General features: G+C 37.3%; 10 protein-coding genes. 8 read left to right on the top strand and 2 right to left on the bottom strand.

Translation table 11 applies throughout. From position 1 onward, the window contains the following. Nucleotides 1-46: 46 nt before the first annotated feature. On the top strand, nt 47-1,648 hold the full coding sequence (locus ACTJJ9_RS03170; protein ID WP_145580175.1) for a CTP synthase: 1,602 nt from the start codon (nt 47-49) through the stop codon (nt 1,646-1,648). Nucleotides 1,649-1,851: 203 nt separating this feature from the next. Here ACTJJ9_RS03170 and ACTJJ9_RS03165 read toward each other — a convergent pair whose 3' ends face one another. Then, nucleotides 1,852-2,394, bottom strand: a complete 543-nt coding sequence (locus ACTJJ9_RS03165; RefSeq protein WP_145580176.1) for a DUF2529 family protein — start codon at nt 2,392-2,394, stop codon at nt 1,852-1,854. Nucleotides 2,395-3,040: 646 nt separating this feature from the next. On the opposite strand from ACTJJ9_RS03165, the gene ACTJJ9_RS03160 reads away from it, so the two are divergent. The 7 genes from ACTJJ9_RS03160 (at nt 3,041) to ACTJJ9_RS03130 (ending at nt 16,386) form a co-directional block, all read left to right on the top strand. Further along, complete coding sequence (locus tag ACTJJ9_RS03160) at nt 3,041-3,412, top strand: response regulator (protein ID WP_095301760.1); 372 nt, start codon at nt 3,041-3,043, stop codon at nt 3,410-3,412. 180 nt (nt 3,413-3,592) lie between these two features. Beyond that, on the top strand, nt 3,593-4,450 hold the full coding sequence (locus tag ACTJJ9_RS03155; RefSeq protein ID WP_095301761.1) for a class II fructose-bisphosphate aldolase: 858 nt from the start codon (nt 3,593-3,595) through the stop codon (nt 4,448-4,450). Between the two features lie 808 nt (nt 4,451-5,258). Beyond that, entirely contained in the window at nt 5,259-6,548 is a 1,290-nt protein-coding gene (locus ACTJJ9_RS03150; RefSeq protein ID WP_145580177.1) for a UDP-N-acetylglucosamine 1-carboxyvinyltransferase, read from the top strand. Between the two features lie 573 nt (nt 6,549-7,121). Further along, the gene (gene rho / locus ACTJJ9_RS03145) at nt 7,122-8,393 is read left to right on the top strand and encodes a transcription termination factor Rho (RefSeq protein WP_095301763.1); all 1,272 of its coding nucleotides are present in this window, start codon (nt 7,122-7,124) and stop codon (nt 8,391-8,393) included. 217 nt (nt 8,394-8,610) lie between these two features. Next, complete coding sequence (gene rpmE / locus ACTJJ9_RS03140; RefSeq protein WP_095301764.1) at nt 8,611-8,817, top strand: 50S ribosomal protein L31; 207 nt, start codon at nt 8,611-8,613, stop codon at nt 8,815-8,817. Nucleotides 8,818-9,188: 371 nt separating this feature from the next. Beyond that, on the top strand, nt 9,189-9,815 hold the full coding sequence (locus ACTJJ9_RS03135; RefSeq protein ID WP_145580178.1) for a thymidine kinase: 627 nt from the start codon (nt 9,189-9,191) through the stop codon (nt 9,813-9,815). Between the two features lie 433 nt (nt 9,816-10,248). Further along, a complete protein-coding gene (locus ACTJJ9_RS03130; RefSeq protein ID WP_440768441.1) occupies nt 10,249-16,386 on the top strand; it encodes a lamin tail domain-containing protein in 6,138 nt (2,045 codons plus the stop codon). A gap of 121 nt (nt 16,387-16,507) precedes the next feature. Here the strand turns inward: ACTJJ9_RS03130 and ACTJJ9_RS03125 are convergent, their stop codons facing one another. Further along, complete coding sequence (locus ACTJJ9_RS03125) at nt 16,508-17,032, bottom strand: MerR family transcriptional regulator (RefSeq protein WP_145580179.1); 525 nt, start codon at nt 17,030-17,032, stop codon at nt 16,508-16,510. Nucleotides 17,033-17,165: the final 133 nt, after the last annotated feature.

Here is a 17,165-nt window from a genome sequence, read left to right as displayed (position 1 = left end):
CATTTAATACAAAATAAACATATAAAGCTTCTTTAGGGGGATAACTATGACAAAGTATATTTTTGTAACAGGTGGCGTTGTATCATCTCTAGGAAAAGGGATTACAGCCGCATCACTAGGAAGATTATTAAAAAATCGTGGCATGAGTGTAACGATCCAAAAATTCGATCCTTACATCAATGTGGATCCTGGAACGATGAGTCCATACCAGCACGGGGAAGTTTTTGTTACTGGCGATGGAGCTGAAACAGATCTTGATTTAGGTCATTATGAGCGTTTCATTGATATCAATCTAACAAAATTCAATAATGTCACTACAGGGAAAATCTATTCTACTGTTTTAAAGAAAGAACGCCGTGGAGATTATTTAGGTGGAACAGTACAGGTTATTCCGCATATTACAAATGAAATTAAAGAACGTGTTTTCCGTGCAGGAAAAGAAACAGGTGCTGATGTTGTTATTACTGAAATTGGTGGAACAGTTGGGGATATCGAATCATTACCATTCCTAGAAGCAATTCGCCAAATTAAAAGTGATATCGGTCGCGATAATGTTATGTATATTCACTGTACACTCGTTCCTTATATTAAAGCTGCTGGTGAAATGAAAACAAAACCAACACAGCATAGTGTAAAAGAGCTTCGCAGCTTAGGGATTCAACCGAACGTTATCGTTGTTCGTACAGAAAAACCAATTTCTCAAGATATGAAGGATAAGATTGCTTTATTCTGTGATATCGATAAAGAATCAGTTATTGAATGTCGTGATGCGGAAACATTGTATTCGATCCCATTAGATTTACAAGAACAAAACTTAGACACAATTGTTTGCAAGCATTTAAAGCTTGATTGTAAAGAAGCAGATATGACGGAATGGAAACAGCTAGTTGATAAAGTAACAAATTTATCAAAAACAACAAAAATCGGTCTCGTTGGAAAATATGTTCAATTACAAGACGCCTATATTTCAGTTGTTGAAGCCTTGCGTCATGCTGGCTATCAATATGATTCAGATATTGAAATTAAATGGATCGATGCTGAAACGCTAACAGAGGAAAACGTCGAAGAGCAGCTTTCTGATGTTGATGGAATTTTAGTTCCTGGTGGCTTTGGTGATCGTGGTGTTGAAGGGAAAATCCTTGCAACTACGTATGCTCGTGTGAACAAAGTTCCGTTCTTAGGAATTTGCTTAGGTATGCAAGTTGCTTCAATTGAATTTGCTCGTAATGTTTTAGGTTTAAAAGGAGCAAACTCATCTGAAATTGATCCGTCAACTCCATACCCAGTAATTGATCTATTACCTGAACAAAAAGATATTGAAGACCTTGGAGGAACTTTACGTTTAGGATTATCTCCAAGTAAGTTAAAATCAGGTTCACTTGCGTTTGAAGCGTATAAAGAAGAAGTTGTATATGAGCGTCATCGTCATCGTTATGAGTTTAACAATGAGTACCGTCAAGCGATGGAGGATGCTGGATTTGTCTTCTCTGGTACTACACCAGATGGACGATTAGTTGAAATTGTTGAAGTGAAGGATCACCCATGGTTTGTCGCATCACAATTCCATCCAGAATTTACATCAAGACCAACAAGACCACAACCATTATTTCGTGACTTCGTTCACGCTTCACTAACTAGCAAAAACTAATAAGACAAACGAAAGCTAATGTATCTTGGACAAGCCTTTTCAATAGGCCCTAAGATATGTTAGCTTTTTTTCGTTAGGCTAGCGGATACTAATTGTAACGAATATGAGGGGACTCTGCAGACAGGCTTCTCTGACTTCTGCAATAAGGTACTACGGAAAATATCCCAAAGTAAAATAAAAAGCAACTAGCATTAGCTAATTGCTTACAACTCTTCATCATATTCACTTAATATTTCCTGAATAGTAAAATGAATCGCATAATACACATATAACGATGTCATAAGAGCTGGAAATCCATAGCGATTCCCGTCGTCCCCAGGAATAAGCGGCTGCCGTAGCTTGGAATCGATATGAAAATCAGTTATCGATTCGAGTCCCTTTGGAGCATCTTTGGCAATTGCAGAAACACCGACTGTCTGAATTCCTTTTTTTGCTAAGGATTTAGCAATTTGAATGGCTTCTTCATCTGTTGAAAAATGTGTAAATAACAGAACTCTATCAGCAGATGAAACCTCAGTAATTTGCCCGTCATGTTCAAGCAAGGGCTTTGCTCTTAGTAACGGCTCATTACTTGAAATAGCCTCTAAGACGATACCATGAAGCTCTTTATGGCCATATAAATATAGATTCCCTTCCCCGACTAGCGCCTGGGCAAGAAGTCTTGAGCTATCCTCAATATCCAATGTCTCCTGATCAACAATCCTGTTAAAATGCCCAGTTAATTGTGTAGTGAAAATTTTCATCATCGTATATAGGTTCTCCTTTTAAACGGCGATTGGCAATAAATGCCGTCAGCACTTCGTTTTTCTTATTAGTGTATAACTATTATAACGAAACATGTCGGCAGGGAAAAGAAACAGGCACGATATGTGGAAATATTGCTATCATCCTTTATAAAACGATGGTATGGTTATAAGAGGAAATTGACAAACAAATGAAAAAATTGTCGATAAACAAGTTGATATTCAAGCAGGAGTTAGCCTTAAAAGAAAGAATTATGTAAGTTGTGGAAAAAATCCTTATGAAGGTGATCCTTCATATAAAAGCTTACTTCCATAATTAGAGATTAATTTCATCATTATATTTAATTCTAAGCCATATCCAGTATGAATTACTGGATTTTATGTGTGTATGATAAGTAGCACAAGGCAGATAGTAAAGACTTTTATATTAGGTGAAGTCACTGGATGTGGATTCTTGAGCGGATTCGATTTATTTTACAAAAAGTAGGTAGCAATTTTTGTATGAAGTTTAATGTTTAGCTCAAGTCTAAACCCTTTCTGGTATATGCGAATGATTCGAAGGGTAAGTATCCTTTTTGATCATATCCATGTCAGGGCTAAAAAGTGCTTGCGCTTGTCTTAGAAACCAACGAAGAGGTGTGTAGGAATCATGTTAAAGGAAAAAATACTAATTGTTGATGATCAGTATGGAATTCGAATTTTGCTAAATGAAGTTTTTCAGAAAGAGGGCTATCAAACCTTTCAAGCAGCTAACGGCTTTCAAGCGCTGGAAATTGTTGATAAGCACTCACCAGATTTAGTTCTTTTAGATATGAAAATCCCAGGTATGGATGGAATTGAAATTCTAAAGCGTATGAAGGTAGTTGACAAGGACATTCGTGTTATCATTATGACTGCTTATGGAGAGTTAGATATGATTCAGGAGGCAAAGGATTTAGGTGCACTTACGCATTTTGCTAAGCCTTTTGATATCGACGAAATTCGTGAGGCAGTAAAAAAATATTTGCCGCTAAAAGCATAATATTGAATTTATATTTTGAAAAGAGCTGTCGAATTGTTGCCGATTTTCGAAGAAATTGGTATGCTTAGTAAGTGAAAAGTGATCATGCGGATACTACATAATCGCGAATATTCTGGTCAAGCTAGGTATGATATGCTTTTCTGTTTCAGAAAATTAGGTTCATTAGGAGGGTTTTTCGGTATGCCTTTAGTTTCAATGACAGATATGCTAAATAAAGCGAAAGACGGAGGATATGCAGTAGGTCAATTTAACATTAATAACCTTGAGTTCACTCAAGCTATCCTACAAGCAGCACAAGAAGAAAATTCACCAGTTATTCTTGGTGTTTCTGAAGGGGCTGGACGCTACATCGGAGGATTTAAAACCGTTGTAAAAATGGTTGAAGGTCTAATGGAAGACTACAATATTACTGTACCAGTGGCTATTCACCTTGACCACGGTTCAAGCTACGAAAAATGTAAAGAAGCAATCGATGCAGGATTTACTTCTGTAATGATTGATGCTTCACATCACCCATTTGAAGAAAACGTAGAAACAACTAAAAAAGTTGTTGACTATGCTCACTCAAAAGGTGTTTCTGTAGAAGCTGAGCTTGGTACTGTTGGTGGACAAGAGGATGACGTAGTTGCTGACGGCGTAATCTATGCTGACCCACAAGAATGTAATGAACTTGTAAAACGTACTGGTATTGATTGCTTAGCGCCAGCACTTGGTTCAGTTCACGGACCATACAAAGGTGAGCCAAACTTAGGTTACAAAGAAATGGAAGAAATTGCAGGCTTAACTAACATGCCATTAGTACTTCACGGTGGTACTGGAATTCCTACAAAGGATATCCAAAAAGCAATCTCTTTCGGAACTGCTAAAATTAACGTTAACACTGAAAACCAAATTGCATCTGCAAAAGTAGTTCGTGAAGTGTTAGCAGCAAAACCAAACGAATATGATCCACGTAAATATTTAGGACCTGCTCGTGACGCGATTAAAGAAACAGTAATCGGAAAAATGCGTGAATTCGGTTCTTCTAACAAAGCTTAATCATAAAATAAAGAATAAAGCCGCCTTTTTATAGGCGGTTCTATTCCGAAGATAAAGGAAAGCGCTAACAAAATGCCAAGCTGACCAATTGTGATAAATGAAACGGACAAGCAAAATGTTTGTTCGTTTTGATTTGTTCTTTTAGCTTTAGTAGTAAGCACAAGCACCTAGTCCATTAATTAATCTCTTTCATCACTTATATACAAATAGTGATGTATAGCGATTTTATTAGTGAATTTGCTCTTTTAGAAAATTTTACATAAAGATTCACTAAAACTCTTCTCAATCCACGATGTCTAAAAACACCTACTGTCTAGTTAATTCCAGATTTAATTAAACGAAGAATAATCAGTAGGTACTTCTAATCAAATGTAATTAAACGTAAATTTCTAGCGTAAATGTTGTTGTCCTTCATAATAGATGGTTTAATATAATAGAATCAATAATAATATGTAAGAGTTCTAAATTTTATGTAGATGTTGTCCGATATTATTAGTAAGTATACTCTACCAAAAATGGAGTGATATTTTTTCATACGAGATGATTTTTTACATAACAAGTTGTAAACAGGTATTTACTAAGGCTAATAAGGAAATAAAAGAAATAACGGTTTATTTGCCAAGATGCCCAGTGCTTTTCCTATGTATTGATAATTTTGTTGACAAGATTTGCATCTAATTCGGAAAACATGATGGCTAATGAATAAAAGGCGTGTTTCGTGTGAGTGAATGCATATTTGTGCGAAATGAGCGCAAACTCACCTCCATGTTCTTTCCGGAAAGTCAACTTCATAAGAAGGGAGACTATCATGGAAAAATTAAAAGTAGCCGGTGGAGATTTTTTAAATGGTACAGTCAATATTAGTGGGGCAAAAAATAGTGCTGTTGCCCTCATACCAGCAACAATATTAGCAGAATCACCAGTCACAATCGAAGGGTTACCAAATATTTCAGATGTAGCTATTCTTGGTGACCTTCTAGAGGAAATAGGTGGTCGAGTTGAATTAAAAAACAACGAAATGTATGTTGATCCTTCAACAATGATTTCGATGCCACTTCCAAATGGCAAAGTGAAAAAGCTAAGAGCATCCTATTACTTAATGGGTGCAATGTTAGGAAGATTTAAAAAGGCGGTTATTGGTTTGCCAGGAGGATGTCACCTTGGCCCTCGACCGATTGATCAGCATATAAAAGGGTTTGAAGCATTAGGTGCTCAAGTAACGAATGAGCAAGGAGCGATTTATTTACGTGCTGATGAATTGCATGGAGCAAGAATTTATTTGGATGTTGTCAGTGTTGGCGCCACAATAAATATTATGTTAGCAGCCGTCTTAGCTAAAGGAAGAACAATCATTGAAAACGCAGCAAAGGAACCGGAAATTATCGATGTTGCGACATTGCTTACAAGCATGGGTGCTAAAATTAAAGGGGCAGGTACCGATGTGATAAGAATTGACGGTGTCGAAAAGCTACACGGCTGTCGTCATTCGATTATCCCTGACAGAATTGAAGCAGGGACTTATATGATTATCGGCGCTGCTATGGGGAAAGAGGTTATGCTCGATAATGTAATTCCTCTTCACCTCGAATCACTTATTGCGAAGCTAAGAGAAATGGGGCTTCATATTGAAACAAGTAATGATCAAATTCTCATCATTGGTGGTCAAAAGGAATTGAAGCCTGTTGATATTAAAACCCTTGTATATCCAGGGTTTCCTACAGATTTGCAACAGCCCTTTACTTCGTTTTTAACGAAAGCAACAGGCACAAGTGTTGTGACAGATACGATTTATTCTGCACGCTTTAAACACATTGATGAGCTTAGAAGAATGGGTGCAACGATTAAAGTAGAAGGTCGATCTGCGATTGTAACAGGACCGACAAAGCTACAAGGTGCAAGAGTGAAGGCAAGTGATCTCCGTGCAGGTGCTGCGCTCGTATGTGCAGGATTAATGGCAGAAGGAATTACAGAAATAACAGGTTTAGAACATATCGATAGAGGGTATAGTCAACTTGAAGATAAATTAACAGGTCTTGGTGCAACGATCTGGCGGGAGAAATTATCAGATAAAGAAATAGAACAGATGCAAAATTCATAAATAAGAGATGCAAGGAGAAAGTAGGGGTATCCTGCTTTCTTCTATGTTATCATGCGTGTTCTTAAAGCAAAATTGTATTCTAGTAACAAAGGTATTTAACTTTTGTTTAAGTGAATTGTAGACAAAGAAGACACTATTTCCTTGCATCTTCTTATCCAAAGCTGTTTAAGCTCGATGAAAGCATTTCAAATATCCCCAAACTTCTAATAGATTTTCCGAAAAAGATTGATTAAATTCGAAAAATAGGGTAAAAATAAAGAGTGCTGCATAGAATGCAATTACTGCATAATCTACTTCAAGCTCACCTTCATTTTCCTTCTAATCCCAATGTACTAGTTTCTTCTTAAAGTACAATCGATGGTAAATCTCTTATAACATATATTTGTTATCTGACTAGACTTCATTATTTATCGAATGAACTACCTTAAATAAATGATAGATGGAAAACGGTTAAATGCATGTTCAAACGTGGACAAAACAAGTTGAGATGGTGAAGGGGAACGCTCAACAGTAATGTTTACGAATGAATTGAACACAATACATGAATTGAAAAATAAAAAGAGTGGTGTTTTTATGAGTCAAGTTTCAATTTCTTCATTGGAACATATGAAACTGAAAGAGTTGTACGAGCTTGCCCGTCAATATAAAGTATCTTATTACAGCAAGCTAACGAAAAAGGAATTAATTTTTGCAATCTTAAAGGCGAATGCGGAACAAGAAGACTTATTATTTATGGAAGGTGTTTTAGAAATAATTCAGTCTGAGGGCTTTGGTTTCTTAAGACCGATTAACTATTCACCGAGCTCGGAAGATATTTATATTTCAGCTTCACAAATAAGACGTTTTGATTTACGAAATGGAGATAAAGTATCAGGTAAAGTTCGTCCTCCAAAAGAAAATGAGCGGTACTATGGTTTGCTGCATGTAGAAGCGGTAAATGGTGAAGACCCAGAAACGGCAAAGGAACGTGTTCACTTCCCAGCATTAACTCCTCTTTATCCAGATAGACAAATTTACCTTGAAACAAAACCAAATTATTTATCAACAAGAATCATGGATTTAATCGCACCTGTTGGCTTTGGACAGCGTGGTTTAATCGTTGCCCCGCCGAAAGCAGGGAAAACGATGCTTTTGAAGGAAATTGCGAATAGCATTACGACGAATAATCCGGAAGCTGAGCTTATCGTTTTATTAATTGATGAAAGACCTGAAGAGGTAACAGATATTGAACGTTCAGTTGCGGGTGATGTCGTTAGCTCAACCTTTGACGAGGTTCCAGAAAATCATATTAAAGTTGCTGAGCTTGTATTAGAGCGTGCTATGCGTCTTGTTGAACATAAGAAAGATGTTATTATTTTAATGGATAGTATTACTCGTTTAGCAAGAGCGTATAACCTTGTTATTCCGCCAAGTGGAAGAACATTATCCGGTGGTATTGACCCAGCTGCGTTCCACCGTCCAAAACGTTTCTTCGGTGCTGCCCGTAATATCGAAGAAGGTGGAAGCCTAACAATTCTTGCAACAGCATTAGTTGATACAGGCTCACGGATGGATGACGTTATTTACGAGGAATTCAAAGGGACAGGTAATATGGAGCTTCACTTAGATCGCTCACTTGCTGAAAAACGGATTTTCCCTGCGATTGATATTCGTCGTTCAGGAACTAGAAAAGAAGAGCTTCTAATTCCAAAAGATCATCTTGAAAAGTTATGGGCAATTCGAAAATCGATGTCTGATACACCAGATTTCATTGAGAAGTTCCTAAGAAAGCTACGTCAAACGAAATCGAATGAAGAATTTTTCAGTAATTTAGATGCTGAAATGAAAACAGCTAGAAATCGATAAATCTTTGAGCAACACGGTTCAAATTTGAAGGGAACATGTTTAATAATTAAGTCCCCTTTAATTTCCATATACTACCCTAGAACTTCGGCTTGCTTTTAGACCGTGTCCTTGTTATAATTTCATCATGTGCTTTTCTAGAATTGAGTTGTCAATCGGACGAGTCATTCTAGATGATAACTCTGTTTCAGATGATTCAGGGCGGAAGGAGATGAAAAGAATGAAAACAGGAATTCATCCAAACTATAATAAAGTTATGGTGAAATGCGCTTGTGGTAACGAATTCGAAACTGGTTCTGTTTTAAACGAAATCAAAGTTGAGGTTTGTTCTGAGTGCCATCCATTCTACACAGGACGTCAAAAATTTGCAGATGCAGGTGGACGTGTAGACAAATTCAACAAAAAATACGGCATTACACAAAAGTAATAATGGTAACTTACAACAGGCAAGACGAAATGGCTCTTGCCTGTTTTTTCACGTCTATTTTTAAATGAAACCAATCGTTTCATGCCTGAACCTGTATGTTCAGGAAGTTTAAAGCCACCCTATTAATAGGGAATTAGATAACGAGTCACAGTACATCTGTGCTAAATAAATGAGTGCTTAACGGAAGGCATAAATCGGTAAAAAGACAGATAACTAAGTAGAAATATTACTTTTTTAGTGTCTAGAGAGCACCTAAATCATGAGGTTCAGCTTATTCCTATATTAAGAGAAAAACCTTCTTATATTTAGAAATGTGGGTGCTTGTGCTTTTCTTAAAATGAAACAACGTAGCGAAGGGAGAGGCCGTTTTAATGTATGTAATGAAGCAAAGTGGCTGGCTTGAAGTGATCTGTGGCAGCATGTTCTCAGGGAAGTCTGAGGAATTAATTCGCCGCGTTCGCCGAGCACAATTTGCAAAACAAGAAGTAAAGGTATTTAAACCAGCTATTGATAACCGCTACAGTGAAGAAGAAGTCGTATCACATAATGGAACGGCGATTATTTCCAAACCAATTAAATCATCAAAAGAGATTTTTGACCATATTTCAGAAAATACCGATCTAATTGCTGTTGATGAAGTCCAATTTTTTGACGAAGACATTTGTCATGTTCTTACATTGCTAGCAAACCAAGGCTACCGAGTAATTGCAGCGGGACTTGATCAAGACTTTAGAGGTGAACCATTTAGTGTTGTACCACAATTAATGGCCGTAGCAGAGCTTGTTACAAAGCTACAAGCAGTATGCTCTGTTTGCGGTTCACCTGCAAGCCGTACGCAACGACTAATTAACGGAAAACCAGCATCATACGATGATCCAATCATTTTAGTTGGTGCATCTGAGTCGTATGAACCAAGATGCCGTCATCATCATGAGGTGCCGGGGAAGCCTGTTGTTGATCTTAAAATGCTCAATCGTAATGAGATAAATAGTCTATAAGCATAGAAAGTACATGGGCTAATTTTCTTGCCGGGTTAAACAAAACAAAAACTTCGAAAACGAAGCAAATAATCACAAAAAACACCATGCCAAATGGACGGCATGGTGTTTTTTGTGCTAATACCATTGGAACTTTATGAAAAAACACAAAAAAAACATACATTTTAATCAAATTTAAAGAATTTTAAGGAAATAGATAATATTTTAAGTGATGTACCGTTACCAGATGATTGGATTAAGAAAGATGTCGGTATAAGAAATTGGATTTACTGTGAGTAGGTATAGTGAAAAGGTCTAGGCATTCCTAGACCTTTTTTATTTTTAAGGTTAAAGGGAATTTACAAAATATTAAAGAAACTTTACGTAACCTTTAAATTCCATTTACAAAATTCGATTAGTATTGACATGTATAGCAATTTTTAAGGAGGTACATATGATTAAACATGATGTAAGGCTTCAATGTAAAAGGATTTTTATCCTAACATGTATGGTAACCATTATCTTTTCAAATTTTATGACATTTATCCCAGCAAAGAAAACGTTTGCGGAAGAATTAAATGTCGAAGCAAATCCTTCATCAACTGGTAATGAACAACAACCAACTTCAACTGATCTTAATCTAGAAGAAAAATCAAATCAGGATGCTACCGAAGAGGAGTCCCCAACTGGCGGACAAACGGCTGAACAACCAGCACCGGAAGAAGAACCGGTACCAATAGAAGAACCTCTTCAAGAAAATAATCAAACTGAACAGCCTCAACAAGAAAACACAGCTCAAGAAGAAGCACCCGCGAATGTACAAGAAGAAGCACCTACAAATACACAAGAAGAAGTACCTACAAGTGCTTCAGAAGAAAAACCGCAACTAGAAACACCGACCCAGGAAGAGACAGAAGCAACAGAATTAGAAGTACAAGAGGAACCCTCTATTGAGTCTGAAGACTTTAACAAAAATGCTCATCTCTTAATAACAGAAATTTCTCCAAATAGTAAAGGCACTGATAACTTTGAGTACTTTGAAGTGTACAATAATACAAATCAGCCCTTATCTCTAGCAAATTATACATTTTTATACCGTTATACAGATTCTGGTGAAGAAAAGGTATTCCAAGTACCTGCAACAACAATTGACCCACAGGAAACACTCGTATTTTGGTTTAATAATGCGGGACTTTCACTAGATGACTTTAACAATCATTTTGGAACACAATTAACAAGCGAGCAGGTTGTCGAATACAAAGATGTTTTCCCGGGATTTGCCAACGGTGGAAACCGCGCAGCAGTTATTAAAGATAAGGATGGAAATGAGATAACGGCTGCAACCTATTTACCTAATGAAACAGACAATACCGGGCTTGTCGTTCAATATAAATATGCTCCAGCTAAAACGGAAATGGAAAAACTTCAAGTTTTAGCAGCTCCAAGTCCAGGAGCAATTGAAAACACTCAAGTACCGGCAAAGACAGTCGAGCTACCTGAAATACCTGCTGATACAGAGCCGCCAGTCATTTCGCATAACGCAGTAACCGAAGGTAAGGCGTTACAATCGTTAAAGATTGAAGCTAACGTAACTGATGATCACTTCGTTCATAATGTAACCCTTCATATTAAGGCTGAAGGTGAAAATGAGTTTATACAAATTCCGATGACTAAAAGCACTGAAAATGAGTCAATCTTTACTGTTGAAGTTCCAGGAACAGAAGTCCAAGGAAATATTGTGTACTATATTGAAGCAACAGATGGAACGAATTCCTCTAAAACAGATGAGTACTTAGTTAAAATCGAAACGCCACAGGAAACATATAGTAATCAGCCTTTATTAATTACTGAGCTTTCACCGAACTCTGCTGGTGGAGGAACAGACTACTATGAATTTTTTGAACTCTATAATAATACAAATCAGCCATTAGCATTAACAAATTATTCATTTGTATACAAATATACGGATACTGGAAGTGAGGTAGTCTTCCAAGTTCCTGCGACTACGATTGAGCCACAAGAAACCCTTGTATTATGGTTCAATAACGGGAATCGCACGTTACAGCAATTTAATGAAAACTACGGTACAAACCTACCAGCTGAACAAGTAATAGAATATACAGATACAGCTTTTCCGGGCTTCGCAAACGGTGGAAACCGCGCAATCGTTATTAAAGATAACAATGGAACAGAGCTAGTTTCTGCAGCTTATTTAGGGAATGAAAACGATAATACTGGAGCAGATATTCATTATTTATTTTCAACAGAAGGGACAGAAATGGTTAAATACCGAGTCCTTTCACCACCAACTCCAGGTGTAATTGATTCCGTACAAATACCGACAAAGCCGATTGAAATTGATGAACAACCTAAAGACGTAGAAGCACCTGTTATTACTCATACACCAATTAAATCGGGTGAGGCGTACGCTCCGATAGTAGTTGAAGCAACTGTAACAGATGATAAGGCAGTGCCGTTTGTTACATTGCATTATAAAAAGGCAAGTGATGACTCGTTTACAGCTCTTTCAATGAGTGTAAGTGCGGATACAGGAAGCTATTCGGCTGTTATTCCGGGAACAAAAGTAGATGAATCAATTACGTACTATATCGAAGCTTCTGACGGAACAAATTCTGCAAAAACAGATGAATACGTAGTCGAAGTGAAGAAAGAGGAAGTAGATTATACGAAAATTCCGAAGTTCCTAGTAACAGAAGTTGTCCCAGACTCAGAAAATGTCGGGTCAGCAGATGGCTACGAATTTATTGAAATCTATAATAACACTGATAAGGATATAAGCTTTAAAGATTATAAGATTCAATATCGTTATGGAACAGATCCGGCAAGTGATGTTGTGTGGCCTTCAATTCCAGATGATGTTGTCATTCCGGCACAAGACACGCTTGTTTTTTGGATTATAAACTCACAAAACACAGAACAAACTGTTGCTGATTTTAACGCTAACTATGGCACGAATTTAGTTGAAAATGAAGATATCGTTCGAATTTATAGCGACGGAATGGCTAACGGCAGTACAAGAGGTCTAGTTGTTGCTACAAATACGAAGGAGGAAATATCTGTTTCCTACTACAATGAGGTAGCAAACGTTGATGATACTGTTCCGAATAAAGGGATAGTCTATAAATATCCTGAAGATGGCTCGACACAATCTATAAAAGTGAGCGCAGGAACGGAAGCTGCAACACCAGGTGCGGTAGAATCGTTCCAAGTTCCAAAACAACCGATTCATATCGAGGATGATTCAGTAGCACCAACTGTAATCAATAAAACGAAAGTAACCGAAGTTGAGGAAACTGAAGATATTGAGATTGCAGCTGAAGCAAATGATAATGTTGGTGTTAAATCTGTCACTTTATATTATCGAACAAATGACCAAGAACAGTTTACTCAAACATTACTAAGCTTAGATTCTGAAACACAATTGTATAAAAATATGATTTATGCATCTGATTTAATTGCTAAGCAATCTGTTGAGTATTACTTTGTCGTATCAGATGGGGTAAATGAAACAAAAAGTGATACTTATCAAATCGACATTAAGAGCAAGAATGATGATTCAGATATACGATTGAATGTAAAAGACAATGATATATTATCTGGTACAAAAATCATCAAAGGAACGTCAAAGGAAGAAACTCCTGATGATGTAAAGCTATTTATTGATGAAGCAGAAGTACAAGCAGGTGCTTATAAGTCATTAGAAACTCAAGCTTATTTTGCACTAGAAGTGAACGGTTTAAATACGTACTTTAAAAATGCCGTAACAATGGGTGCGGATGTTCTATACTTAATGGATAAGGATTGGCTATCACATTGGAAAACCTTTACGATTCCGGTGGATGCTGACCGTTTACAACTAGGTGAAAACACTTTAACTGTTCGTGCTGGAAATAAAGCTTCACCATTCCAGTTAGAGGAAAGTGAAGAAAATCGTGATGATTATACGATAAGAAATGTCCGTTTAATTCTAGCAGATGGTACGGTATTAAGGGATCCTGCTAAGAGTGATCCAACTAAGGTTTATGATATGGGGGATGATGGTACATATCGCCCATTTGAGGATTTCACCTTTACGATTTCTGAGGAGCATACACATGCAAAGACATATGCATGGGATACGACAAAGGTTGCTGATGGAAAGCATATTGTAAAAGCTCAAGATCGCGACAATGAAGTTACATCAACAATCTTCGTTGATAATACAGCACCACAGGTGAAGACAACTGTTGAAGAAGGCAAGGAATACAAAGGTGCATTCACAATCGATACAGATGTTACAGATGAAATTGCTGGCGTGAACACTGTTCAAGTGCTGCTTGATAACGAGCAAATTACCGTTCCGTACGAAACAGCATCATCTCAGTTAACACCAGGAGAGCATACGTTAACAGTTGTTGCAGAGGATAAAGTAGGTAACGTAACAGAGGAAGTTGTCAAATTCTCTGTAAACAATGAAAATCCTAGTCTACCCGAGCTTATCTCACCAGCAGATAGCCTAACGACACCGGTAGATGGTGATGCGAAATTAAAGGTAAAAGTAACAGACCCAACAAATGATGAGTTAGATGTAACGTTCTATAAAGGCTACCAATATGACGTTGCTGATACGAATCATGTAAAAGCCTTCAAAAATGCGAATGATATTGAGCCACCATCTGTTATGGTACCGGATGGAGAGGAAAGCTTTACATCAGATGATATTTCGTTAGTTGCGGAAAAGGATGGGGAATATTTAACGACAAATTCTGATACACAGTTCCCATACCATCGCTTTGATGTAACTGTAGATGAGTCAGTTGATGAAAATGATAAGATTGAACTCTCATGGACTGGTCATTCCCTAGAGGGTAGAAAGGTTTCAATGTATGCATGGAACCATCAAACGAATAAATGGGATTTAATTACGTATAACATCGCTGGCAAGGAAGATTTTGAACTAAAGGGCAATGTTACGGTAAATGAATATGTAAAGGATTCAAAAATAAATGTACTCGTTCAAGATGAAATTCCAAGCAGTCCAGATGAGTATGATTACACATTCGTATGGATGTCTGATACACAATATTATTCAGAATCCTACCCATATATCTTTGAAAAGCAAACAAATTGGATTGCCGAAAAGCAAGAAGAAATGAAAATCAAATATGTCTTCCACACAGGAGATTTAGTTGATGAATCAGATAAGCTAGAACAATGGCAATATGCTGACCAATATATGAAGGTGCTTGATGATAATAATATTCCGTACGGCGTTCTAGCTGGTAACCATGATGTTGATCAATTATCAAATGATTACACGGAATACTATAAATGGTTTGGCGAAGACCGATTTGTAGAAAAAGACTACTATGGTGAATCATATAAAAACAATCGAGGACATTATGATCTCATCTCAGCAAATGGCAATGACTTTATCATGGTTTACATGGGCTGGGGAGTTGAAGCTGAGGATTTACAATGGATGAATCAGGTATTAAGTGAATACCCAGATAGAAAGGCGATTTTAAACTTCCATGAATATTTACTAGTTTCAGGAAATAGAAGCCCGATTGGTGAAACGATTTATAAGGAAGTTGTAGAAAAGAATCCTAACGTTATCGCCGTTCTTAGTGGTCACTACCATGATTCTGAAACATTAGTAAGTGAAATTGATGATAATGGTGACGGAGTAGCGGACCGTGAAGTTTATCAAATGCTTGGCGACTACCAAGGTGGTCCTGAAGGCGGTCAAGGCTATATGAAACTATTACATTTTGACCAGGATAATAATCGAATTATCGTCAACACATATTCACCATACTTAGATGACTATAATTTCTATGATCCCGCAGAATTCCCTGGAAAAGATGAAATGATAATCAACCTTGATTTACAAGTAGATAAAAAGCAAGTAGCAACTGATTATTTCACTGTCAATGTAAAAACAGATGAGGAAATTGGTAAACAAGAAAATGTTGCAAGTGGTTCAACTGCTGAAGTCACATGGGAAGGACTGACTGAGAAACAAACCTATTCCTGGTATGTGATAGCAGAGGATGACTATACGGGAACATCTGAATCACCGATATGGTCATTTACAAAGGGTAAAAATGAACAACCTAATCCAGGAAATGGCGAAGAAAAGCCAGGCGATGGAGAGAACCCACCAGGAAATGGTGGAGAAAAGCCGGGCAATGAAGAGAACCCGCCAGGAAATGGTGAAGAAAAGCCAGGCAATGGAGAGAACCCACCAGGAAATGGTGAAGAGAAGCCGGGCAATGGGGAGAACCCGCCAGGCAATGGTGAAGAGAAGCCAGGCAATGGGGAGAACCCGCCAGGAAATGGCGAAGAAAAGCCAAATAACGGAGGAATCACTCCAGACAAAGATGGAGACACTCGAGGAAACGATGATAAAACACCTACAGGTAACTCAGGTGAGAAGGAGCGTCCATCTATAGGGCAGGAGCAAAATGGTTTAAATATTTTACCGAATACGGCAACAAGTAACTTTACTTTCTTGCTTATTGGTATGATCATTTTTGCGGCTGGTGTAGCGTTTATGATTATCCGTAAAAGAGAAAAAAGTATTTAATCAAAACAAAAGGCTGTCTCTAAGAACTTCTTAGAAGACAGCCTTTTTCTATAATCAACATCTTAAATGTCTAGCTTACTGTGAGATTAATGACTTCAAAGAATAAGATTTGCTTACCCTATTAAAAACTAAAAATCGAACTGATTAAGTTTTTCCGCTTCGTCTTTTTAGGTGCAGGAGATTGATCGAAAACTAAAACATTATCTTTTACATGCTCACGTTTTTGTTGGTTTTGTTCAAGCTCAGCAACCTTCTCTTCTAAAGACGAAATTTTTGCTAGTAATTCCTCCATCTCTTTACGATGCTGAAGAACTTGGTATGATACAACATCATCAGCTTTACTTCTTATTTTTCTCTCTAGCTCATCGATCCGGTCATTTAATACTTTCATTTTGGAAGAGTCATAAGTTGGAGTAATTTTTGCAGTACCTGTTCGTTGTTCGGTTTTGATAGGTTTTTGAGTAGATGGCTGATTTTCTGTTGAAGCAGTCTGCTGCTGAACCTGCTTTAATCGCTTGACATCCTCTTCCGTAAATTGATAATGGCCAAGCTCATTTTTTTCTAATTGCATGTCCAACTGATTTACCCATCTCATTAATGTCCGTCTTGAAACCCCGAGCTCTTTTACGACAGTAGCTGTATTCATCCGTATTCCTCCCTGAAATTGAGTAGTTATGAAGGAAAAGTATTTCTCCTTCGAATTCCATTGACTATTCCTTCGTCCCAGAATTAGCAACCTGTATATGTACCTTTTCTATTCTTATAGCTAGTTCCCTTCA

Origin of the sequence: Metabacillus sp. 22489 (genome assembly GCF_052044855.1) — a bacterium.
GTDB lineage: Bacteria > Bacillota > Bacilli > Bacillales > Bacillaceae > Metabacillus > Metabacillus niabensis.
Note: the sequence above shows the minus strand (reverse complement) of the source record. Positions and strands in the feature narration are given on the sequence as shown.